Here is a 21,915-nt window from a genome sequence, read left to right as displayed (position 1 = left end):
CGCTCAGGCTGCCAGCGACGTATCGGCCGCAAGGCCCAGCATCAGGTTGAGATTCTGCACGGCAGCGCCCGAAGCGCCCTTGCCGAGATTGTCATAGACCGCGACCAGTAATGCCTGCGCCCGCGCATCGTTGGCAAACACATGCAGCTTCATGCGGTTGGTGTTGTTGTAGAGTTCCGGGTCCAGTTCCGGCGTCTTCGCCGTCGGCTCATAGGGCGCCACCTCGACAAAGCTATTCTTGATCGCGGCGAAATGGTCGGCAATCGCCGCATGCAGTTCACGCCCGGTCGGCACCTTTGCCAGTTGTCCAAGCTGCAACGGCACGAAGGTCACCATGCCCTGTGCATAATCACCGACGGCCGGAACGAACAGCGGTGCATGCTTGAGCGTCGAATAGCGCGTCATTTCCGGCAGATGCTTGTGCTGGAAGGTGAGACCGTACGGCATGTATTCGCTGGCCTCATCACCGGCCGCTTCATACTCGGCGATCATCGACTTGCCACCGCCCGTATAGCCAGAGATGGCATTGACGCTGATCGGAAACTCCGCCGGCAGCGGCCCCGCCGCGATCAGCGGCCGCAGCATCGCGATCGGGCCCTGCGGGTAACACCCCGGGTTCGCGACAAAGCGCGCATTGGCAATGGCGTCAGACTGGCCCTTGTCCATTTCGGCAAAGCCATAGGCCCAGCCCTCGGCCACCCGATGTGCCGTCGAGGCATCGATCACCTTGGTGGTGTCGTTTTCGATCAGCGCTACGCTCTCAAGCGCCGCATCGTCCGGCAGGCAGAGGATCGCCACGTCCGCCGCATTCAACAGGCGCTTGCGCTCCTCGATATCCTTGCGCTTGTCCTGCGCGATCGAGATCACCTCAAGGTCGCGCCGACCGGCCAGCCGTTCGCGGATCTGAAGACCCGTCGTTCCAGCCTCGCCATCGATGAAAATCTTCGCAACCATGTCGGTCCCCAATCTGGAGCTAATTCGCCGCACATATAGGGCGTCCGTGTCACTGGTGCAAAGGCCTCGGCGTGCCCACCTTTAATTGTGCATTTGGGGGAACCACCGCGCGTTTCGTTGGTTCCCGACCTGAGGAGGAAACCATCATGCGCACACGTACCCTGACCACCCACTCGGCCATCCGGAACTGGGTTGAATCCCGCAAGGGCCACCCTGCCCTTGGCCTCGTTCGCGACCGTATCGGCCAGCTCCGGCCCCGGCTCAGCCTGAACTTCCAGCATCCCGAACTGTCCGACGTTTCGCCCAGCGTCGATGACGGCGTCAGCCCGTGCTCATGGAACGCCTGGCTCGCCGAACTCGACCGCCAGAACCTCGCCCTCAAAGTCTCCGACACCGCATCCGGCATCGAGTTCGTCGAACGCAGCGCGCTGCACTGAAGCTTCAGCGTGAACCCATCGCCAGTGTGCCCGCCAGCGGGTGCGCCGGCATGACGTCGGGCGTCGCCTCGCCTGCGACGCAGACCCGGTCACGTCCGCCGCGCTTGGCCGCATAGAGCGCCGCATCGGCGCGGCGGCGAAGGTCGGAGAGGCTATCCTCGCCATCGCTTTCGGCGACCCCGAAACTGGCGGTGCAACGGAAATCGCCGGGGAGGCCTGCAATCGCCAGCCCGGCAAAACCACTGCGCACGGTTTCCGCGTAGAGCCGCGCCATCGCTGCATTGGCGCTGGGCAGTACAACCGCAAATTCCTCGCCGCCGATGCGGCTGACAATGGCGCGTTTGGGCGCTTGATCGCGGATCAGCCGCGCGAAAGCGACAATCACCTCATCGCCGCGATCATGGCCAAACGTGTCATTGATCGCCTTGAACGCATCGAGATCGGCAATCACGATGGAGACCGGAACCTTGTCGCTGCGCGCCGCCGCCAGCAGCGGAATGGCGCGCTCCTCGAAGCCGCGGCGGTTGTAGAGCCCGCTCAGCGCATCGGTTTCCGACTTGGCGGTGATATCGACCAGCATGTCGCGCACCAGCAGCATCAGCATCACCAGCCCGGTCGCCACCTGCAGCACCGCCCCCAGCGATTGCGAATAGAGCGCATAGGTGGTGACCAGATATTCCTGCGCAGTGCCACCGGTGCCTCCGGTGAGGTTCGCAACCAGCGGCTTGGACAGGAACTGCAGTGCGCTCAGCGAAAACAGCGCCATCAGTGCCAGATCGATCGGCTGCCGTCGCCGCGACCGCAACACCACCCAGGCCGCGAGCGCCTGCATGAAGGCATAGGGGGCCTGATAGCCCATCATCCGCATCATCGAGTCGCGCTCGAGATCAAAGGCGAGCCAGTTGGTCACCCCGAAGCCCGCAACGGCGACGCCGATCAGCAGCCAGGGCACCGGCCGGTTGTAGCGCCGCGTGATGCCGATCGACACCGCCGTGACCGCGCCGAGAAATGCCATGAACCCTACCACATAGGCGATCTTGGCGTAGCTCTGGGTCGGCAGCACGAACTCGCAGAACACATACGCAATGCCAAACACGTAGGCGAGCGCGAACCACAGCGCGACACGATCGGAACGGTTGGTGAGGGCAACGAGCAGGAACGCCAGCGCAAACAGCGCGGCAATAACCAGATTGATGGCGAGAATGAAGCTCGCTCCGGCCATTTTCCAATACATCCCAAAATTTATGGGCGAACAGTAGCGACGCGCTGGAGAACAATTCGTTAATATCTGGCCGCAACTCCTACGGATTACCACGTATATGCCACGCTGCAATGAGTCGCACCGGCTTGGAACCTTCCGCTCGGCACCCCACTTATAGCGACGGGGCAATCATCCGCAGTGCTGTCAGCACACCGCCCTTCGCCCGCGGATGTACGGCTCAGCTTGAGGGATATATCTGATGACGCAAATTCTGACCCAGCATGACGAAATCCGCCAATGGGCCATTGCCCGCACCGGTAACCCGGCGCTTGGCGATGCGCCCGCAACCGGCGCCCGTCCGATTCTTCGCATCGTCTTCGGCCAGGAAGCGCTGAACGCCGGCGAGAACCAGTATGGCGACCGCGTCGGCGGGCTCGACCTTGTCGGCTGGGACGACTGGTTCCAAGAATTCGACAGCCAGAAGCTCGGCCTCCTCGTCGAAGAGGAAAAGCCCGGCATTCTCGACGACTACTACGAATTCGTCCCCCGCGACGCCGGCGTCAACGAGGCCTAAACCTTGCCTGCCTCAGCATCGGCCGCCGCTTCGATGGCTTCCATGTCTTCATCGGAAAAGCCGAAATGGTGGCCGATCTCGTGCACCAGTACATGGGTGACGATCTCGCCCAGCGTCTCGCCGTCCTCGCTCTCGGCCCAATAATCGAGAATGGGGCGGCGATAGAGCCAGACCTGGTTGGGCAGCTGCCCCGTCTGCGCCAGCACCCCGCCCTGTGGCAGCCCGACGCCGCGGAACAGCCCTAGAATGTCGAACGGAGACTCGAGCTCCATCTCGGCGATGGTCTCGTCATCTGGAAAATCCGCCACCGCGCAGGGGACGTTCTCCGCCAGCTCGCGGAATTCGGCCGGCAGCGCGTCAAACGCCGCCAGCGCCATTTCCTCAAAGTCGTCGAGCGAGGGGGCGGATCGCTCCGCCCACGCATTCGCGCTCAGTTCGGCCACTGCCGGATATCGACAAAGTGCCCGGCGATCGCCGCCGCCGCCGCCATCGCCGGCGACACCAGGTGCGTGCGGCCCTTGAAGCCCTGCCGGCCCTCGAAATTGCGGTTCGAGGTCGAGGCACAGCGCTCATGCGGCTTGAGCTTGTCGGCGTTCATGGCCAGGCACATCGAGCAGCCCGGCTCGCGCCATTCGAACCCGGCATCCTTGAACACCTTGTCGAGGCCCTCGGCTTCCGCCTGTTCCTTGACGAGGCCCGAGCCCGGCACGACCATGGCGTTGACGCCGTCATGCACCTTGCGCCCGCCGATCACCGCCGCCGCCGCCCGCAGATCCTCGATGCGCCCATTGGTGCACGAGCCGATGAACACACGCTCGAGCGTGATGTCGGTGATCTTGGTGCCCGGCTGAAGGCCCATATACTCAAGCGCCCGCCACTTCGAGGCGCGCTTGTTGGGGTCCTGGATATCGTCCGGGTTCGGCACCGCGCCATTGACCGAGATCACGTCCTCGGGGCTCGATCCCCACGAGACGATCGGCGGAAGCTTTGCCGCATCAAGCACCACGACCTTGTCGTAATGCGCATCTTCGTCGGTATAGAGCGTCTTCCAGTATTCGAGCGCCATGCCCCAGGCCTTGCCCGTCGGCGCCCGGTTGCGGCCCTTGACGTATTCGAACGTCGTCTCGTCGGGCGCGATCAGCCCGGCGCGCGCGCCGCCTTCGATGGTCATGTTGCAGATCGTCATGCGGCCTTCCATCGACAGCGAGCGGATGGCTTCGCCCGCGAACTCGATGACGTGGCCGGTACCGCCCGCCGTGCCGATCTCGCCGATGATGGCGAGGATGATGTCCTTGGCGGTAACGCCCGGCGGCAACTGGCCGTCGACCCGCACCAGCATGTTCTTGGCCTTCTGCTGCAACAGCGTCTGCGTGGCGAGCACGTGCTCGACCTCCGAGGTGCCGATGCCATGCGCCAAAGCGCCGAACGCGCCATGCGTCGAAGTGTGGCTGTCGCCGCAAACGATCGTCATGCCCGGCAGCGTAAAGCCCTGCTCCGGCCCGACAATGTGCACGATCCCCTGCCGCCGGTCGAAGGCGTCATAGTATTCGATGCCGAAATCGCGGGTGTTCTCGGCCAGCGCCGCGATCTGCGTCACGCTCTCGGGATCGGGGTTGGGCAGCGAGCGATCGGTCGTCGGCACATTGTGGTCGACCACGGCCAGCGTCCGCTCCGGATGGCGCACTTTGCGGCCATTGAGGCGAAGGCCTTCAAAGGCCTGCGGGCTCGTCACTTCGTGGACAAGGTGCCGGTCGATGTAAATCAGGCTGGTACCGTCCGCATCGGTCGAAACCAGGTGATCATCCCAGATCTTGTCGTAAAGCGTTCTGCCGGCCATTTGCCCAATAATCCATCTCGAGGAAGGGGTAGGCGGGCGTTCTAAGCCCCTGCTACCGCATCGGTCAAGATTGGCGAGGCCTCACGCGATTACAAGGCCGCGACCGGCGCCGCTTGAGGCTCGGCCCGATCCACTCGTCGGTTGATCGAGAACACGCCGAAAAGGCTCGGGTCGAGCCCCACCTTGCGCGTCCCCCACACCGCAATCGCGCTCTGCGCCACGGCCCGCGACAGCGCGTTCACTGCCGCGGCCCCCACCAGCCCCCAGACCGGGATCACCAGCAGTTCGATCACCAGCCCCACCAGCATGATGGCGCCCCAGATCCGCACATAGTCGCGCTCATGGCCCGTCATCATCAGAACGATCCGCGCCGGCCCCGTCGCCGCATCGAACATCAACCCAACCGAGAGGAGGATCAGCACCCAGTAGCCCTCTGTGGCATGCGGTCCAAACAGCGCCAGAAGCTCGGTGCCGAACACCACAAAGCCCACAAACACCACCAGCGAGAACAAGAACCCCGCCCAGGCACAGAGCGCCGTGATCGCCTGGGCTTTCCGCATTTCGCCGGCGTGATAGTGCTGCGCCACCATCGGGGCCACCACCAGCGTGATGGCAAACATGAACAGCGTCAGCAGCCCCGCCGTACGGAAGGCGTTGAAATAGATGCCGGCGCTTACTGGCGCCAGCAGTAGCCCGACAAAGATCGTGTCCATGTTGAGCGCTGCGGAATCGATCACCGTGCCGATCAGGAACCAGCGGCTCGCCTTGCCCCGCGCCTGCCAGTAGCTCCCGAGCCCCGACGTTCCCGGCGCAATCTCGTAGCCCCGCCGTTGCGCGACGAGATATTGCACCCCCAGCGCCGCCGCCAACACCAGCGCCGTCAGGAGCAGCGCTTCCCAGCCGCTGAGGGTGACGCCAAGCCAGACCAGCCCCACCACGGCCAGTGGTGTCACCAGCCGCCAGCCGATGTCGCGTGGTGTCAGCGCCGTCCACACCGAGCCCTGCGCGCGCAAGGCCGATGACCAGTATTCGGCCAGCGCCATGGGGAGGATCAGCGCTGCCGCCGCGTAGAAATGGCTCACCGGCCCATGGTCGAACACCCCGAGCCCCGCCCCGAACAGGAGCAACGCCACCGAAATCACCGCCCCGGCGATAAACGTCAGCGCCCCACCCGAGCGCAGTGCCTCGATCGCCTTGTCCGGCCGCCCCGCCACCTGGTCTTCCGGCCAATAGCGGAGGATCGCCGTCTGCTGGCCCATCGAGGCGCCGATGGCGAGCACCGTCGCAAGGCTGAGCCCGAAGGCGAAGTACCCGTATTCCTCCGCCCCCATGGTGCGCGACAGCACCACATACATCGCGTAGGTCAGCCCCGCCGTCGCCACCTTGATCATCAGCGATACCAGCGAGCGGCTGCGGCCGGTCCGGAGGATCGAACGGAGGTCGGTTCGTGCAGGGGTCATGGCGCCGTCACATTGGTTTGACCCAGTATAGGTGCCCAAGCGCTTCGAAGGTCTTACCGCCCTTCACACTCTCTAGAGCTATTGGGACAATACTCGACAAATCCCACCGGCCGGTCACACACTGGCCCGGTGGACATCAGGGCAAGGCAGGGGGAGCATTGCGTTGAGTGACGTTACGGCCACGGGGGTACGCGCTGAACTTTTGGCGCGGGCACAGGGATATCAGCTGAGCGAGCCGAGCTTTTCGCGGTTCCTCAAGACCGTCGTCGACGCGTCCGATCCCGAGGATCTCGAGCTCCAGTCGGCCGCAGTGCTCGAAGCAACCTTCCGCAAATCCTATAGCCGGCTCGGCAAGCGCGAACTCGCAAGCCACAACGTCTATGTGGTTCCGCCCGAGCATCCGGGCGAGCCCGAGATCGTCGAAGTGTTTTCGGCGGACATGCCCTTCATCGTCGATAGCGTCCTGGCGGCTGTCCGCTCCTATGGCGGCGTCGTGCGTTTCATCACCCACCCGGTGCTGCAGTTCGATCCCGCCACCTATCGTGTCCTCGAAGTTCCCGGCGCCGGCAGCCGCCTCGAAAGCTTCCTCCACCTCGAAATCGACCCGCTGCCCGATATCGTGGTGCGCGAGGCGCTGAAGGGTGAAATCGACGACACCCTCACCGATGTCGGCCGCGCCGTCGCCGGCTGGCGCCCGATGCTCGCCAGGGTTCGGAAAGCGGTGCAGGATTGGCACGACCACGCCCCCATCGCCCCGGCGCCTGCCGTGGCCGAGGCCATGCATTTCCTCGGCTGGCTCGCCGAGCACAATTTCACCTTCCTCGGCATGCGCGAGTACCGGCTCGAGGGCGCAGGCCCCACCGCCCGGCTGCTGCCGGTCCATGACAGCGAACTGGGCATCCTTGAGGATCCCAACGTCCTGTTCCTCCGCTCTGGCGCCAGCTTCGTCGAAATGACCGCCCAGCACGCGGCCTTTCTTGCCGAGCCCGCGCCGCTCCTCGTCACCAAGGCCAATATCCGCTCGCGCGTCCATCGCCGCGCCTATCTCGACTACATCGGGGTCAAGCTCTACGACACCGAAGGCGCCACCTCGGGCGAACTCCGCATCGTCGGCCTCTTCACCTCGATGTCCTATGCAACGCCAAATATCGATGTGCCGCTGATCCGCAAGAAGGTCACGGATGTCTTGAAGCGCGCCGGCCATGACCCGCAGAGCCATGCCGGCAAGGCGCTGATGAACGTGCTCGATACCTACCCGCGCGAAGAGCTGTTCCAGATCCCCGATGACCTGCTCGCCGAATTTGCGACCATCATCGCCAATTTGACCGACCGGCCGCGCGTCCGCGTCCTGCCGCGCATCGACCGCTTCGATAACTTCGTCTCGATCCTCGTCTATGTGCCGCGCGACCGCTACGATTCCGATGTCCGCATCCGCATCGGCGCCTACCTGGCGCAGGTCTATGAAGGCCGCGTCTCGGCCTTCTATCCGAGCTTTCCCGAGGGCGAGCTGGTCCGCGTGCAGTTCATCATCGGGCGCAATGGCGGTACGACGCCGCGCCCGTCGCGCGACGATCTCGAAACCGCGGTCGCCGAACTGATCCGCACCTTCGGCGATCATCTCCTCGCCGCCGCCCCCGACAAAGCGGCCATTGCCGAGTTCACTGACGCCTTTTCGACCGCCTACCAGTCAAGCAACAGCCCCGAGGCGGCGCTGGCCGATATCGAGGTGGTCAAGCTCCTCCCCGACGAGCGTGCCATCGCGCTGCGGCTCGGCCAGCGCGAAGATGGCGCGCTGGGGCTGAGGGTCTATCATCGCCAGAGCCCCATCCCGCTCAGCGACCGCGTCCCGATGCTGGAAAATTTCGGCTTCCGCGTCATCGACGAGGACACCTTCACCATCACCCCGCGCACCGGCGGCGACACGTGGCTCCATGACATGGTGATCGAGGCCGACACGGCGCTCGATCTCGATGATCATCACCTCGGCGAAAAGATCGAGAATGCCATCCTCGCGGTCTGGCGCCGCGAGGCGGAAAGCGACGGGCTCAACCAGCTCACCACCCGCGCCGGGCTCAGCTGGGACGATGTCGAGGTGCTGCGCGCCCTGACCAAATATCTGAAGCAGGTCGGCATCCCCTATTCGCGAGACTACCTGATCGCCGTGCTCGCCCGCCATCCGCACGTCGCGGCGGCCTTGGTGACGCTGTTTCACGCCGAAAACGACCCGCATTTTGCCGGCCACCGCGAACGCGCCACCACCACTGCGCGTGAGATCATTGCCGCTGCCGTCGAGGCCACTACCTCGCTCGATGAGGACCGTATCCTCCGCCGCTATCTCAACCTCACCGAAGCGATCGTCCGCACCAATGCCTACCAGCGCGATTCCGCCGGGCAGCGCCGCCCGGCGCTGGCGCTGAAGTTCGATTGCTCGAAGGTCGATGAGCTTCCCGAGCCCAAGCCTTATCGCGAGATCTTCGTTTATTCACCGCGCGTCGAGGGCCTCCACCTCCGTTTCGGCCCCATCGCCCGTGGCGGCCTCCGCTGGTCGGACCGGCCTGAGGATTTCCGCACCGAGGTGCTGGGTCTGGTCAAAGCCCAGCAGGTCAAGAACGCCATCATCGTGCCGGTTGGCGCCAAAGGCGCGTTCGTTCCCAAGCAGACCCCGGCCGGCGCCGACCGTGAAACGGTGATGCGCGAAGGGACGCTCTGCTACAAGATCTTCGTCTCGACCCTGCTCGACGTCACTGACAATCTCGATGGCGACACCGTCGTGCCACCCCCCGATGTGCTGCGACGCGATGGCGACGATCCCTATCTGGTGGTCGCCGCCGACAAGGGCACTGCCAGTTTCTCCGATACCGCCAACGGCATCGCCCTCGACCGCGATTTCTGGCTCGGCGACGCCTTCGCCTCAGGCGGCTCGGTCGGCTACGACCACAAGAAAATGGGCATCACCGCCCGTGGTGGCTGGGAAGCGGTCAAGCGCCACTTCCGCGAACTCGACCGCGACATCCAGGCCTCGCCGTTCACCGTCGTCGGCGTCGGCGACATGAGCGGCGACGTCTTCGGCAACGGCATGATGCTGTCGCCGCACCTGCGCCTCATCGCCGCCTTCGATCACCGCGACATCTTCATCGATCCCGATCCGGATGCCGCACGCAGCCTTGCCGAACGCATCCGCCTCTTCGGCCTGCCACGCTCCAGCTGGCAGGACTACAATGCCGAACTTCTATCCAAGGGCGGCGGCATCTATTCGCGCAGTTTAAAGACCGTAGCGCTGTTCGCCGAAGCCCGTCGCGCCCTTGGTCTCGGCAACGAAGCCGTCACCCCCAATGACGTCATCCGCGCCATCCTCAAGGCCGACGTGGACCTGCTCTGGTTCGGCGGCATCGGCACCTATGTGCGCGCCTCGACCGAAACCGAGGCGGCAGCTGGCGACAAGGCCAACGACGCCGTCCGCATCACCGGCAAGGACATCCGCGCCCGCGTCATCGGCGAAGGCGCCAATCTCGGCATGACGCAGCGCGGCCGCATCGAATATGCGCTGGCTGGTGGCCGGCTCAACACCGACGCCATCGACAACTCGGCCGGCGTCAATTCGTCCGACCTTGAGGTCAATATCAAGATCGCGCTCGGCGCCCTGACCCGGGCCGGCAAGCTCACGCCCCAGGTCCGCAACGAATTCCTCGCCTCGATGACCGACGAGGTCGCGGCCCTCTGCCTCCGCAACAACTACCTGCAGTCCCTCGCGCTGTCGGTCGAAGAGCAACGCGGCCTCTCCGCCTTCCCCGAGCATCTAGCGCTGATGGATGCGCTCGAAAGGCGCGGCGAACTCAACCGCGCCGTCGAATTCCTCGCCGACGACGCCGCCTTCCGGCAGCGCGCCCTCGGCGCCCGAGGCCTCACCCGGCCTGAACTCGCGGTGCTGCTCGCCTACGCCAAGAACGTCGTCAACGCTGACCTTTTGCAAACCGGCGTGCCCGACGATCCCTATCTCGGTCGCGAACTCTACCGCTACTTCCCCAACCGGCTGACCGAGACCTTCGAAGACACCGTCACCCACCACCGGCTCCGCCGCGAGGTGATCGCCACAGTGCTCTCGAACGCCATGATCAATCGCGGCGGTCCGGGCTTCGTCAACGAACTGATGTCCGCGACCAGCGCCGATGCCGGCCAGGTCGCCGCCGCCTATGCCGCCGCCCGTGACGTCTATGGCCTGCCCGATCTCAACCTCGCCATCGATGCCCTCGATGGCGAGGTGCGCGGCAAGACCCAACTCACCCTATACGCCACGGTCCAGAGCCTCCTGAAGCGCGAAACCCTCTGGTTCCTGCGCAACGGCGACTTCCGCCACGGCCTCGCGCCCCTCGTCGAGCGCTACCAGGCAGGCATTGAAGCCGTCCGCACCCTGTTCACCGGCCTCCTCGGCCCCTATCTCGAAACCACCATCGCCGAACGCGCCAGCGCGCTCGAAGCCGCTGGCGCCGGCCGCGACATGGCCCGGCGCTTTGCCGAACTCTCGGTGCTGGCGCTCGGCACCGATATCGTCCTCGTCTCCGACCGCACCGGTGCCCCAGTCGTCGAGGCCGCCGTCGCGTTCTTTGCGGTGCTCGACCTGTTCAAGCTCGGCCGGGTCATCGAGGAGGGCAATGCCATCGTCCTCGCCGACACCTTTGACCGCATGGCGCTCGACCGCGCGCTCGCCAACCTGCTTCGCGCCCAGCGTGACCTGACCGCCGATGTGCTGGCGACCGGCGAGGGGTCCGTGGCCGAGCGGCTCGACCGCTGGCAGTCCGAACGCTCCGACGCCATCGCCCGAATTATCGCCGCGGTAAAGGGGCTGACCGAAGGTGACATGACCGTCTCACGCCTCTCGGTCGCGGCCGGTTTGCTGTCCGATCTCGCCAAGAGCGCCTGAGTCACCCCAGGCGCTGTTGGATTTTGTTCATCCGTTTGATGCTTTAATGGCGGAAGTGCCGCATACCGGTCATCACCATCGCGATACCGGCCGCATCGGCCGCATCAATCACCGCCTGGTCATTCATCGACCCGCCCGGCTGGATCACCGCCGTCGCACCCGCCTCAACCGCCGCTAACATCCCGTCCGGAAACGGAAAAAACGCATCCGAGGCAACGACCGAACCCTTGGTCAGCGCGCCCTCGATCCCCGCAGCCTCCGCCGCATCGATCGACTTCCGATGCGCCACACGGCTCGAGTCCACCCGGCTCATCTGCCCCGCGCCAATACCCACCGTCGCGCCGTCCTTGACGTAGATAATCGCGTTAGATTTCACATGCTTAGCAACTTTCATCGCCAGCTTGAGATCCCGCACTTCCGCCTCTGTCGGCTGCTTTTTGGTGACCACCCGGAACGCGGCATCATCCACATTCCGGTTATCCCGCGACTGCACCAAGAGCCCCCCGGCCAGCGACTTCACCGTCAACCCATCGGCCTTCGGATCGGCCAGTGCGCCGGTCAGCAGGAGCCGCAAATTCTTTTTAGATGCAATGACTTGCACCGCCGCGTCGGTCGCATCGGGCGCCACGATCACCTCGGTAAACACCTTGACGATCTCAGCAGCCGTCGCCTCATCGAGCGTCTGGTTCAGCGCCACGATGCCCCCGAAAGCGCTCGTCGGGTCGGTCCTGAGCGCGAGCCGGTAAGCCTCGATCACGCTCGCCCCGGTGGCCACGCCACAGGGGTTGGCATGTTTGATGATCGCCACCGCCGGCACCGCCGGATCGAACTCCGACACCAGCTCGAACGCCGCGTCGGTGTCGTTCAAGTTGTTGTACGATAACGACTTTCCCTGCACCTGCCGCGCCGTCGCAACGCCCGGGCGCGCCTCGCCCGTGGCATAGAACGCTGCCCACTGATGCGGGTTTTCGCCATACCGCATCACCTCGGTCAGCCGTCCCGCAAAGCTCCGATAGGGCATTTCAGCATAGTCGAGGGTCTTCGCGAACCAGCTCGAAATCACCGAGTCATAGGCCGCCGTCCGCGCATAGGCCTTGGCCGCCAGCCGCTGCCGCAGCGCATAGGGCACGCCGCCGGTTTCGCGAATAGACTGAAGCACTTGCGCATAGTCTGCAGGATCGACCACCACCGTCACATAGGCATGGTTCTTGGCTGCCGAGCGGATCATCGCCGGCCCGCCGATATCAATGTTTTCAATGGTTTCGTCGTAGGACGCGCCCTTTGCGATGGTCTCCTCGAACGGGTAGAGGTTGACCACGACGAGGTCGATCGCCCCGATCTCGTGTTCGTCCATCGACGCCTTATGCGTCGGGTTATCGCGCACCGAGAGCAGCCCGCCATGCACCTTGGGGTGCAGCGTCTTGACCCGCCCATCCATCATTTCAGGGAACCCGGTCAGATCCGAGATGTCGCGCACCGCTGCACCGGTCGCCGAGATCAGCTTGTGGGTGCCGCCGGTAGAGACCAGCTCCACCCCTAACCCCGCCAGATCCTTGGCAAAATCCGCCATGCCGGTCTTGTCGAAGACCGAAAGCAACGCGCGCTTGACCGGAACCAGTTTGCCGTCGGACATGCCAATTTCCCGCGATTTCAGGTTGAATGCGCGCTCGCTAGCACGGCAAGGAAGGAATGAAAACCGCCCTCAAGCCTCTTCCAGCGTGAAAATCCAGCTCACTTCGCTCGCATCGGCAACCAGCACATCGAGGACGATCTGCTTGGTGCGATGAAAGCCGAAATAGGCGGACTGCCGGACGCTGTCCTCAACCCGCATCTCCGCCCCTTCCCAAAGGAAGGTCCAGACGGCGCCCGAACCAAGTTTCAGCCGCACAAGGTCTTCTGTCACCTGCACTTCTGTCTGGTGCGCGAGATGGAAGCGGATGGCGCAGGCGCCGGAAACACGCTGCCGGTGCCGGATGAACCGGTCCTGCCCGACGAGCGTCTTGCCCTCCGCCAAGAGCGTCAGGTGCCGCTCCAGCGTCACCCCGAAGCGCTCGGTATAGCCATGGCAACGGATGACCAGCGCATCCTCGGCATCATGCGCCTCGATCTCGGCCGGCCGTCCAATCTGCACCAGCCGCCCTGCGAGCGGGCCTGATGACGGAATTGCGGCCGATGACAAGGCGTTGATGGTCGGAGCCGAGTGCGCAATGCCCTGCCGGAACAGCAACGCATCCTCGTAGTCCGCCGGCGCCGGCCCGCAATTGCAGACGATCAAGTCTCGCCCGTGGCTGAACTCGAAGGCGAGGGCGCTGGCATGCGCGCGCTCCATATATTCCGGCTCTCCCACCAGCCCGGAATCGGCAACAACGATCGATCGGCCGGCCAGGAGGCGCCCGTAGCCACCCGCCGTGCCCGTCGATCTGGCGCGGGCCGCACTCTGCGCCTGCACCGAAACAATCAGGTCATGCGCCATCTGGCCGGTGCCATTGAAATACGCGGGCTCGCCGGTCCCCAGCGATATGGCATCGAGCGCGCGCTGCATGCTCTCGGTCAATTCGCTGAGATCGTTGGAGAATTGCTCGTGGTCGCGGCGCAGCGCCTGCATGATGGTGATGAGTTCCACCAATAGCAGGATCTGCACTTTGGCGGACCGGGTGAGGTGCAAGCCGTCTTCGTCGATCTGCTCTTCAAGGAGGCGCTGCACGCGCTTGACCCGCTCGGCGACTTCCACGTCCGAACGGTCAGCACACAGCGAAACGCCGACCAGCGCGATCGCCACGAGGAGGGAATCTACGGGGTCCGTAGCAAGCAGCCCACGCAGCTTTAGCGACGAAATCTGCGTCGAGAGCGAGCGCGAAATCTGCTGCTGCTGCTCCAGCGTGGCCCCTTCGATCAGAATATTATAGTGACGCAACCAGTTAAGCACCCTGCGGGCAGTCAGCGACGGGGCCCAGCTGTCCCGATTGAAGCTGCCATCACGGCCGATCCAGTCGAGCGTCAGCGTGCGGGCGAACCGCCGCTCTTCATCGCTCCGGGCGTCCCGGAAGTGCCGCAACCAGGCGAATGCCTGCAGATCGTCTTGCCAGTCGTCATGATCGACATCGAGCGAGAACGGCGACACGCCATGGGTGTCGACCAGCTTGGATGCCAAAAGGTAGCGCCCCTGCATCATTTCGAGCACGGTTTCGCGGTCCGAGGGGCGGAACTCGCCAATCGCACTGAGCAAGTCCTCGTTGGCCGGGCCTGTCCAGGTCCAGCGCACGAGCGGATTGGTCACGAGATAGTCGGCCACCGACAGCAGGGTGCGGCGCGCCAAAAATCGCAGCGAATGGGCCAAGAATATCCCTCACACCCGTTGGGGCCGGCTGATCCTGATAGGGCGCAATGACCGCCTTGCCAACCCCGTCGGTTGATCCGCGACGCTCAACCTCTCAGCGACGACGATATCGCGCAACGAAGAACCCATCGAGCGTGCCACCGTTTTCCCCAGGAACCGGCATACCCGGCAGCGTGCGCACAAAGCCCTCGTCTGTGAGGGCCTCTTCCAGCCCCGGCAACTCTTCCGCTGTAACGGGCAGTGGCTCAAGGCTATCGATAGTGTCGGCGATCCACCGCGCCTGCTCCTCGCCCTCCTCGGGCTCAAGCGAGCAGACGCAATAGACGAGCACTCCGCCGGGATTGAGGCACTTGGCGGCAGCGGCAATGAAGCGGCGCTGCAGTGCCACGCGGCCGGCGACATCGGCAGCACTGCGATGCCAGATCACCTCGGGGTGCCGGCGGAACGTGCCGGTTGCAGAGCATGGCGCGTCCAGCAGCACGCCATCGAACTTGGCCTCCGGCTCCCAGATGAGGCCGTCAGCGACGACCAGATCGGCCGAATAGCCCAGCCGCGCCAGATTTCCGGCCATCCTCTCAACGCGTCCGGCATCATTGTCCAGCGCGGTGACTGCGTAGCCCGCCTTGATCAGTTGCGCCGTCTTGCCGCCGGGTGCGGCGCAGAGATCGAGCACTTTAGCGCCTGCGGTGAGGTGAAGCAGGCGGGCCGGAATGGCGGCCGCGACGTCCTGCACCCACCACCGGCCCTCGGCATATCCGGAGAGCATATCCACAGCGCTGTCGCGCGTCGCAACCCGAACAGTGTCCGCGATCACCGGACTGGCTTTCAGGGCATCAACGAGCGAGGCATCCGCGTCCTTGACGGTCAAATCCAGCGGCGCGCCATCGATGAGTGCGTCCGCCATCCCTTCCAGCGACCCCTCGCCATAGGTCTTGATCCAGAGCAGGCCCAGTCGCTCGGGGAATAACGATGGCGCGGGCAGCCCGCGGAGAAAGTGCGCCTCACCCTGGGCCCGCCGCAGCACCGCGTTCATCAGCTTTGACAGATGCTGGCTGCGCGTATCACGCTTGGTCGCTTCGACCGCGAGGAACAGCGCGCTGTGGTCACCGAGTTCAGGCAGATAGAGCAGCTGGCTGAGGCAGAGACGGAGCAGCGCCTCGAATGGTCCGCTCTTTTTGGGGATGCCGCGATCGAGATAGCGCGCAATGGCAAAGTCCAGCTGGCCATGCCGCCGCAAGGCCGTGGTCACCAGCCGGTTGGCGATGGCACGGTCGCGGCCATCCGGCATTTCTGTTGCAGAAAAGGGAACAAAGTTTGCTCCCTTGAGGACTTCGGCCAACCGCTCGGCAGCGGCGATCCGGAGCCCAAGCCCCGGCGGCATTTTCTGTTTCTTCAAGCCATCAACCCCAGGGTCCGCGCCCGCCGCGCACGCTCTCATTAGAGCCAGCAGACGGAACACGCCAGCTACTCTCGCTCGGACGAGGGACAGTATTGGCGGCATCGGAAAGCGGCGGCGTCCTGCGTCCGGTGCGGTCGACGCCCATTTCCTCGGCAATGCGCTGCAGCTGCGCGATGCGGTTTTCGACCGCCGGGTGCGTCGCGAACAGGTTGTCCATGCGCTGCCCCGAGAGCGGGTTGAAGATATACATATGGGCCTGACCCGGGTTCCGCTCGGCCGAGACGTTGACCGTCTGCGAGGCGATCTGCGATATCTTTGTCAGCGCCGAAGCGAGCGCGAGGGGATCGCCCGAGATCGCCGCGCCGTGCCGATCCGCCTCATATTCCCGCGTACGGCTGACGGCCATCTGCACAAGGGCCGCAGCGATGGGCGCGACGATCACCGCAATGAGAACGCCGATCGGGCCAAGCGGGTTGTCGCGCGAGTTGCGGGAGCCAAAGAACATGCCGAACTGCGCAAGCATCGAGATGGCGCCCGCAAACGTCGCGGTAATCGTCATCGTCAGTGTATCGCGGTTCTTGATGTGCGCGAGCTCGTGCGAGACCACCGCCGCGACTTCGCGCGGCTCAAGATAGCGCAGCAGACCGGTCGATACGGCCACGGCGCCATGCTCGGGATCGCGCCCGGTGGCAAAGGCGTTCGGCTGGTCGGTATCGATCAGATAGAGTTTCGGAGTTGGAATATCGGCGCGCTGGGATAGGTCCGCGACCATGGCATGCAGGTCCGGGGCACTCTGGGGATCAACTTCCCTCGCGTTCTGCATGCGCAGCACCAGCTTGTCGGCCTTCCAGTAGCCGATCGCATTGGTCGCAGCGGCAATCGCGAGGGCGATGAGCACGCCGCTCTGGCCACCAACGATATAGCCTACAGCCATGAAAAGCGCCGTCAGCGCAGCAACGAGTACGGATGTTCGAAGAAAGTTGAGCATCGCTGGTAAGGGTTCCACCTCGACAAGGACTGATTTCGAGCCGTAAAAGTGGGGACATTGTTGCCCTTGGGCAAGGGCAGATGACCAAACCTTAAGGTCGCGCCATGACTGAGATCGCCGAGACTGAAACCCAGACTATCCCTGAGCGGGAGCTATCACCAGCCGCGCAACGCGCGCTGGACGAAGCAGCGCAGCGCCGCCGCGAACTCGAGGATCTGGTGGCCACAGGCGAAAAGGGTGGCCGGGGCGGGCTCGATCCGGTGCGCTATGGCGACTGGGAGATCAAGGGCCTCACCGCCGACTTCTGAGGCCTAGAGGCCACCCATCTTCAGGATCAGCTTCCACTCGGCTTCGGTCACCGGACCGACCGAGAGGCGAGAGAGCTTGACCAGCGCCATATTGGCAAGCTCTGGCGTCGACTTGATCACATCCAGCCCAACCGGCTTTGGCAGCTTCTTGACCGGGGCCACATCGACACACTCCCAGACTACTTCCCCCTTTGCATTGAGATCAGCGGTAGAATCAGGATGGGCGAGTGCCACAACCTTGACGATGCCCACGATCTCCTTGCCGATATTAGAGTGGTAGAAGAATGCCTCGTCGCCGAGTTTCATCGCCCGCATATTGTTGCGCGCCGTGTAGTTGCGCACCCCATGCCACTCCTCAGGCACGCCCTTGTTGACGACGTCGTCATAGGACAGCACGTCCGGCTCGGACTTCATCAGCCAGTATGCCATCTCAGCGGCCCGCGCTCTTGTTGAGCGTCAGCGCCCAGCGGCTGATCTCATAACTGGCAAAGACGCCCTGCTTGACGAACGGGTCCTGTTCGAACAGCGCCGTTGCTGCAGCGAGGTCCGGGGCTTCGATGACGACGAAGCTGCCAGTGGCCTTGCCCTCTTCGGTCTGGAACGGACCGGCCAGCACGAGCTTTTCGCCCAGGGCATCGAGGTGCTTGAGATGCTCGGGGCGCACCGCGAGACGGTGCTCCAGCCCGTTGGGCTTGTCCTTGGCAGTGATGGAATAAAGCGGCATCAGACTTCCCTCTTGAGCGGCCGCGCCATCAGGCCGGCAACAATGGCATTGATGGTGGTTGTGCCACCGAGCAGCAGGTTTATCGCATCAATGAGCGGGGCGTCGATGCCTACCTGCCGCGCCAGGCGCTGCGCGACGGGCGCGGTTGAAACACCTTCGGCTAGCCCGATCCCTTCGGCCGACTCGCCACGGCCAAGGGCGATACCGGTGCGGTAGTTGCGCGATTGCGCCGACATACACGAGAGCGTCAGGTCGCCAAGCCCCGCGAGCCCGGTAAGGGTCGAGGCCGAGCCGCCCATCGCGACCACCAGCCGCGTCAGTTCAGCAAAGGCGCGGGCGAGCAAAGCGGCCCGAGCCGAAGCACCGAGCCCAGCCCCTTCAACCGCGCCGCAGCCCAGCGCGTAGACGTTCTTGAGGGCACCCGCGAGTTCGACGCCCAGGAGATCATCGGCGGCATAAAGCCTGAACGTCGGACCGGCGAGGGCGGCGGCGATTTCCGAGGTCAGCTCCGCATTATCCCCCGCCAGCGTCACCGCCGTCGGCCGGCCTGCCGCCACATCGGCAGCAAAACTGGGACCCGAGAGGACATAGGGTTTAGCCTCATGCACCACCTCGTGGAGGATTTCGCTCTGCCGCTTGAGGCTGCCGGCTTCGAGGCCCTTGGCCGAGAGCACGACAGGCATTCCGCGCAATCGTGATGCGATCTCCACCAGCACAGAACGGCTGGCTTGGGCCGGCACGGCAAGAACGAACAGATCGGCCTCCGGCACCTCGCGTGACGCCTGGATACCTGGATCGATGACGATGTCCCCGAGGTGCGGGCTGTTGCGGCGCCGTTCGTTGATATCAGCGATCACCGCCGCATCCCGGCCGACCAGCGTGACGCGCCGCCCCGCCATGGCCGCGGCCTGCGCGAGCCCAGTGCCCCAGGCGCCGGCACCGATCACCGCGACATGGTCAAGCGGCATAGCCGGGCCTCATATCGGCACTGTCGAGCGGCCAGCGCGCCTTGGCAGAAAACCCCATCGGGTCAGACGATCCCAGCGCCAGCCGCTCGGCCCCGGCCCAGGCGACCATCGCGCCATTGTCGGTGCAGAGCGCCGGTGGCGGCACGACCAGCCGTGCTCCAGCGGCGTTGGCAGCGTGCCGCAGGGCATCCCCGATTTCACGATTGGCCGCCACGCCGCCAGCCACCACCAGTTGGGAGGCGGCATCCGGTAACTCGACCGAAAAGCGCCGCAGTGCCGCCGTCGACCGCGTCGCAACGATCGTAGAGACGGTGCGCTGGAAGCTGGCGCAGATGTCGGCAACATCTGCGTCGGTGAGCGGCGCCAGTTGCTCGGCAGCGAGCCGTACGGCCGTCTTCAGCCCCGAAAAGGAGAAATCCAGCCGGTCTTCCTTCAATAGCGGCTTTGGGAAGGCAAAGCGCGTGGGATTACCCTGCAGCGCCTGTCGCTCGACATGCGGACCGCCGGGAACACCGAGCCCCAGGAGCTTGGCGACCTTGTCGAAGGCTTCGCCGAGCGCGTCGTCAATGGTGCCGCCCCAGCGTTCGTACTGCCCGACGCCCCGCACCAGCGCGAACTGGCTGTGACCGCCGGAAACCAGCAGCATGAGGTAGGGAAACGCGATGCGGTCCGTTAGGCGCGCGGTAAGAGCATGCCCTTCCAGATGATTGACAGCGACGAGCGGCTTCCCCAAGGCAGCGGCGATGGCCTTGGCCGTCGTCAGGCCCACAAGGACGCCGCCGATCAGGCCGGGGCCCGCCGTTGCAGCGATGGCATCGACATCACTCAAGGAAAGTCCGGCCTCGTCGCAGGCACGACGAATGATCCCGTCGAGGTGGCTGACATGGGAGCGCGCCGCGAGTTCGGGGACGACTCCCCCATAGGCGGCATGCTCTTCGAACTGGCTGCGGACAATGTTGGAGACGATCCGGCCGTTGCCCGCTTCGTCGCGCTCGACAATGGCGGCGGCTGTTTCGTCGCAGCTGGTCTCGATCCCCAGAACTCTCATCAAACTTGCCCGCCCGGTTCGCGTCGGCTAAGCCCTGTCGGGCACCATATCTGGGCTTGGCCTACAATAGGACCCGACGTCAATGCAATCGGCGCCCTTCCTCCGCATCGGTACCCGCGGCTCAATGCTGGCCCTCGCCCAGGCGCATTTGACGCGCCGCCTGCTGGCAACCGCCCACCGGGTCGATGAGTCCCGGATCGAAATCCGGGTCATCAGCACCAGCGGCGACCGCCTGACCGATCGCCCCCTGAGCGAAGCGGGCGGCAAGGGCCTGTTCTCTAAGGAGATCGAGGCGGCGCTTGAAGCTGGCGAGATCGATTTGGGGGTCCATTCATCGAAAGACCTAGCCTCGGCATTGCCGGATGGCCTGATCCTCGCAGCGTTCCTCGAGCGAGAAGACGTGCGCGACGCCTTCGTATCGTTGCGCTACGGCTCGATTGCGGCTTTGCCCGAGGGCGCAAAACTCGGCTCGTCCTCCATCCGACGTGCGGCGCAAATGTTGCGCGAACGTCCAGATCTCAAGATCGTGCCGTTCCGAGGCAACGTGGACACGCGCTTGGCAAAGCTCGAGGCCGGCGTGGCCGATGCGACGCTGCTCGCAGCTGCCGGACTCAACCGGTTGGGCAAGTCCGATCGGATCACCAGCCTCCTCGATCCCCGCCAGTTCCCGCCGGCACCAGCCCAGGGCGCCATCGCCATCGAAATCCGAGCTGACGACACGAAAACTGCGGAATTCGTCGCGCCGCTCAATCATGCCGACACCTCCACCGCAGTCTCCTGTGAGCGCGCCCTCCTCGCCACGCTCGACGGATCGTGTCGAACACCGATTGGCGCGTTTACCGAATTGAGTGGAATTTCGTGCACGTTGACCGCGGAAATCCTGAGCCCCAATGGCCGCGAGTACCACCGCGGCACAGCGAGCGGACCTCGACAGGACGCAGTCAGCATCGGCCATGAACTCGGTGCGCAACTTCTGGCCCAAGCCGGCGCTGATTTTCAGCGTCAATTCAAAGGATAGCGTGGCGTGCGCATGCTCGTGACCCGGCCAGAACCCGACGCGAGCGACACCGCAGCCCGACTGGGAGCGCTCGGGATAGCGCCCGTGCTAGCCCCCATGCTGGTGCATGAAACACTTTCGCACACGCTGCCCGATCCCGCAGGTTTTGCGGCGCTAGCGTTGACCAGCACCAACACCCTGCGGGCATTGACCGAACGCGGGGCGCTTGAGCGATATCAACATCTCCCGGCCTACTGCGTCGGCGACCGCACCGCGGCAGCGGCCAAGGCGAGTGGCTTCACAAAGGTCCAAAGCGCCGCAGGTTCTTTTGCCGACCTGACGGAACTGCTGGCACATGCGTCGGTGACCGGACCGATCCTCTATCTCGCGGCCCGGGACAGATCAGCCGACCTTGCCAAGTCGCTCGCTCCTTTCGGTCGAATGGTCATCACCGTGCCGGTTTATGCCATGGTCGCCGTCAAAGGCCTGCCGGACGGCGTGGCTAAAGACCTGGCGGGGGGCAGCATCGCAGCAGTGCTGTTTTACTCTCGCCGCACGGCGGCCACGTTTGTTTCGTTGTTGGGAGATGAGTTTGACCGGGCAGCCCGCAGCCGTCCTGTCATGCTTTGTCTCTCCGAAGCCGTTGCCGAGCCGCTGATGGATGCCCATTTCGTTCGCATCGGGCTGGCCGATCATCCCAGCGAAGAGGCAATGATGGGGCTTGCCTTGTCTTTTTCGCGCGACCAAAACGCACACTGATTGAAT

General features: G+C 64.5%; 19 protein-coding genes. 6 read left to right on the top strand and 13 right to left on the bottom strand.

Annotated elements, in window-relative coordinates:
* Positions 1-3: 3 nt before the first annotated feature.
* A complete protein-coding gene (gene argC / locus ACO06J_RS17345) occupies positions 4-954 on the bottom strand; it encodes an N-acetyl-gamma-glutamyl-phosphate reductase (RefSeq protein ID WP_421761967.1) in 951 nt (316 codons plus the stop codon).
* Positions 955-1,100: 146 nt separating this feature from the next.
* Between argC and ACO06J_RS17340 the strand changes: the two genes are divergently transcribed.
* Positions 1,101-1,391 carry a hypothetical protein gene (locus ACO06J_RS17340; protein WP_421761966.1) on the top strand — a complete coding sequence of 97 codons (291 nt, stop codon included), beginning with the start codon at positions 1,101-1,103 and terminating at the stop codon, positions 1,389-1,391.
* Positions 1,392-1,395: 4 nt separating this feature from the next.
* On the opposite strand, the gene ACO06J_RS17335 is transcribed toward ACO06J_RS17340, so the two are convergent.
* Entirely contained in the window at positions 1,396-2,613 is a 1,218-nt protein-coding gene (locus ACO06J_RS17335; protein WP_421761965.1) for a diguanylate cyclase, read from the bottom strand.
* Positions 2,614-2,851: 238 nt separating this feature from the next.
* Between ACO06J_RS17335 and ACO06J_RS17330 the strand changes: the two genes are divergently transcribed.
* The gene (locus tag ACO06J_RS17330) at positions 2,852-3,166 is read left to right on the top strand and encodes a hypothetical protein (RefSeq protein ID WP_421761964.1); all 315 of its coding nucleotides are present in this window, start codon (positions 2,852-2,854) and stop codon (positions 3,164-3,166) included.
* Here the strand turns inward: ACO06J_RS17330 and ACO06J_RS17325 are convergent.
* From ACO06J_RS17325 to ACO06J_RS17315, 3 genes are all read right to left on the bottom strand, one after another.
* Positions 3,163-3,543: a metallopeptidase family protein gene (locus tag ACO06J_RS17325; protein WP_421762535.1), complete on the bottom strand. Its 381-nt coding sequence runs from the start codon at positions 3,541-3,543 to the stop codon at positions 3,163-3,165. The two genes, ACO06J_RS17330 and ACO06J_RS17325, sit on opposite strands and share 4 nt — an antisense overlap.
* 53 nt (positions 3,544-3,596) lie before the next feature.
* Positions 3,597-5,003 carry a 3-isopropylmalate dehydratase large subunit gene (leuC, locus tag ACO06J_RS17320; protein WP_421761963.1) on the bottom strand — a complete coding sequence of 469 codons (1,407 nt, stop codon included), beginning with the start codon at positions 5,001-5,003 and terminating at the stop codon, positions 3,597-3,599.
* A gap of 89 nt (positions 5,004-5,092) precedes the next feature.
* A complete protein-coding gene (locus ACO06J_RS17315; RefSeq protein ID WP_421761962.1) occupies positions 5,093-6,463 on the bottom strand; it encodes a lipopolysaccharide biosynthesis protein in 1,371 nt (456 codons plus the stop codon).
* A gap of 163 nt (positions 6,464-6,626) precedes the next feature.
* On the opposite strand from ACO06J_RS17315, the gene ACO06J_RS17310 reads away from it, so the two are divergent.
* The gene (locus ACO06J_RS17310; protein WP_421761961.1) at positions 6,627-11,381 is read left to right on the top strand and encodes an NAD-glutamate dehydrogenase; all 4,755 of its coding nucleotides are present in this window, start codon (positions 6,627-6,629) and stop codon (positions 11,379-11,381) included.
* Positions 11,382-11,424: 43 nt separating this feature from the next.
* Here the strand turns inward: ACO06J_RS17310 and purH are convergent, their stop codons facing one another.
* The 4 genes from purH to htpX all read right to left on the bottom strand — a co-directional run bounded on the left by purH (position 11,425) and on the right by htpX (position 17,105).
* Positions 11,425-13,014 (bottom strand): bifunctional phosphoribosylaminoimidazolecarboxamide formyltransferase/IMP cyclohydrolase, encoded by a 1,590-nt coding sequence (gene purH / locus ACO06J_RS17305; RefSeq protein WP_421761960.1) that lies wholly within the window; start codon positions 13,012-13,014, stop codon positions 11,425-11,427.
* 69 nt (positions 13,015-13,083) lie between these two features.
* Positions 13,084-14,718 (bottom strand): heparinase II/III family protein, encoded by a 1,635-nt coding sequence (locus ACO06J_RS17300; RefSeq protein ID WP_421761959.1) that lies wholly within the window; start codon positions 14,716-14,718, stop codon positions 13,084-13,086.
* A gap of 94 nt (positions 14,719-14,812) precedes the next feature.
* Complete coding sequence (locus ACO06J_RS17295; protein ID WP_421761958.1) at positions 14,813-16,114, bottom strand: RsmB/NOP family class I SAM-dependent RNA methyltransferase; 1,302 nt, start codon at positions 16,112-16,114, stop codon at positions 14,813-14,815.
* 4 nt (positions 16,115-16,118) lie between these two features.
* Entirely contained in the window at positions 16,119-17,105 is a 987-nt protein-coding gene (gene htpX / locus ACO06J_RS17290) for a zinc metalloprotease HtpX (protein ID WP_421761957.1), read from the bottom strand.
* A 104-nt stretch (positions 17,106-17,209) separates the two neighbouring features.
* Here htpX and ACO06J_RS17285 point away from each other — a divergent pair, with 104 nt between their 5' ends.
* Positions 17,210-17,413 carry a DUF1674 domain-containing protein gene (locus tag ACO06J_RS17285; protein ID WP_421761956.1) on the top strand — a complete coding sequence of 68 codons (204 nt, stop codon included), beginning with the start codon at positions 17,210-17,212 and terminating at the stop codon, positions 17,411-17,413.
* 3 nt (positions 17,414-17,416) lie between these two features.
* Here the strand turns inward: ACO06J_RS17285 and ACO06J_RS17280 are convergent, their stop codons facing one another.
* Genes ACO06J_RS17280 through tsaD form a run of 4 tightly spaced genes read right to left on the bottom strand, consistent with a single transcriptional unit; the run spans position 17,417 to position 20,153 of the window.
* Positions 17,417-17,842, bottom strand: a complete 426-nt coding sequence (locus ACO06J_RS17280) for an EVE domain-containing protein (protein WP_421761955.1) — start codon at positions 17,840-17,842, stop codon at positions 17,417-17,419.
* 1 nt (position 17,843) lies between these two features.
* The gene (locus ACO06J_RS17275) at positions 17,844-18,137 is read right to left on the bottom strand and encodes a YciI family protein (RefSeq protein ID WP_421761954.1); all 294 of its coding nucleotides are present in this window, start codon (positions 18,135-18,137) and stop codon (positions 17,844-17,846) included.
* Positions 18,137-19,105: an NAD(P)H-dependent glycerol-3-phosphate dehydrogenase gene (locus tag ACO06J_RS17270; RefSeq protein WP_421761953.1), complete on the bottom strand. Its 969-nt coding sequence runs from the start codon at positions 19,103-19,105 to the stop codon at positions 18,137-18,139. The genes ACO06J_RS17275 and ACO06J_RS17270 overlap by 1 nt, the downstream gene beginning before the upstream one ends.
* Positions 19,095-20,153 (bottom strand): tRNA (adenosine(37)-N6)-threonylcarbamoyltransferase complex transferase subunit TsaD, encoded by a 1,059-nt coding sequence (tsaD, locus tag ACO06J_RS17265; protein WP_421761952.1) that lies wholly within the window; start codon positions 20,151-20,153, stop codon positions 19,095-19,097. The genes ACO06J_RS17270 and tsaD overlap by 11 nt, the downstream gene beginning before the upstream one ends.
* Before the next feature lie 82 nt (positions 20,154-20,235).
* Between tsaD and hemC the strand changes: the two genes are divergently transcribed.
* Together hemC and ACO06J_RS17255 are read left to right on the top strand one after the other, a co-directional pair.
* The gene (gene hemC / locus ACO06J_RS17260) at positions 20,236-21,171 is read left to right on the top strand and encodes a hydroxymethylbilane synthase (RefSeq protein WP_421761951.1); all 936 of its coding nucleotides are present in this window, start codon (positions 20,236-20,238) and stop codon (positions 21,169-21,171) included.
* Positions 21,172-21,183: 12 nt separating this feature from the next.
* Complete coding sequence (locus tag ACO06J_RS17255) at positions 21,184-21,909, top strand: uroporphyrinogen-III synthase (protein WP_421762534.1); 726 nt, start codon at positions 21,184-21,186, stop codon at positions 21,907-21,909.
* The last annotated feature ends 6 nt before the right edge of the window (positions 21,910-21,915 follow it).

This window comes from Devosia sp., from assembly GCF_965229025.1.
GTDB lineage: Bacteria > Pseudomonadota > Alphaproteobacteria > Rhizobiales > Devosiaceae > Devosia_A.
This window is presented reverse-complemented; position numbering and strand designations above follow the sequence as displayed.

Excerpts from the sequence above, each read along its gene's own strand:
- argC (WP_421761967.1), bottom strand. The coding sequence starts at position 954 with ATGGTTGCGAAGATTTTCATCGATGGCGAGGCTGGAACGACGGGTCTT.
- ACO06J_RS17340 (WP_421761966.1), top strand. The coding sequence starts at position 1,101 with ATGCGCACACGTACCCTGACCACCCACTCGGCCATCCGGAACTGGGTT.
- ACO06J_RS17335 (WP_421761965.1), bottom strand. The coding sequence starts at position 2,613 with ATGGCCGGAGCGAGCTTCATTCTCGCCATCAATCTGGTTATTGCCGCG.
- ACO06J_RS17330 (WP_421761964.1), top strand. The coding sequence starts at position 2,852 with ATGACGCAAATTCTGACCCAGCATGACGAAATCCGCCAATGGGCCATT.
- ACO06J_RS17325 (WP_421762535.1), bottom strand. The coding sequence starts at position 3,543 with ATGGCGCTGGCGGCGTTTGACGCGCTGCCGGCCGAATTCCGCGAGCTG.
- leuC (WP_421761963.1), bottom strand. The coding sequence starts at position 5,003 with ATGGCCGGCAGAACGCTTTACGACAAGATCTGGGATGATCACCTGGTT.
- ACO06J_RS17315 (WP_421761962.1), bottom strand. The coding sequence starts at position 6,463 with ATGACCCCTGCACGAACCGACCTCCGTTCGATCCTCCGGACCGGCCGC.
- purH (WP_421761960.1), bottom strand. The coding sequence starts at position 13,014 with ATGTCCGACGGCAAACTGGTTCCGGTCAAGCGCGCGTTGCTTTCGGTC.
- htpX (WP_421761957.1), bottom strand. The coding sequence starts at position 17,105 with ATGCTCAACTTTCTTCGAACATCCGTACTCGTTGCTGCGCTGACGGCG.
- ACO06J_RS17285 (WP_421761956.1), top strand. The coding sequence starts at position 17,210 with ATGACTGAGATCGCCGAGACTGAAACCCAGACTATCCCTGAGCGGGAG.
- ACO06J_RS17280 (WP_421761955.1), bottom strand. The coding sequence starts at position 17,842 with ATGGCATACTGGCTGATGAAGTCCGAGCCGGACGTGCTGTCCTATGAC.
- ACO06J_RS17275 (WP_421761954.1), bottom strand. The coding sequence starts at position 18,137 with ATGCCGCTTTATTCCATCACTGCCAAGGACAAGCCCAACGGGCTGGAG.
- ACO06J_RS17270 (WP_421761953.1), bottom strand. The coding sequence starts at position 19,105 with ATGCCGCTTGACCATGTCGCGGTGATCGGTGCCGGCGCCTGGGGCACT.
- tsaD (WP_421761952.1), bottom strand. The coding sequence starts at position 20,153 with ATGAGAGTTCTGGGGATCGAGACCAGCTGCGACGAAACAGCCGCCGCC.
- hemC (WP_421761951.1), top strand. The coding sequence starts at position 20,236 with ATGCAATCGGCGCCCTTCCTCCGCATCGGTACCCGCGGCTCAATGCTG.
- ACO06J_RS17255 (WP_421762534.1), top strand. The coding sequence starts at position 21,184 with ATGCTCGTGACCCGGCCAGAACCCGACGCGAGCGACACCGCAGCCCGA.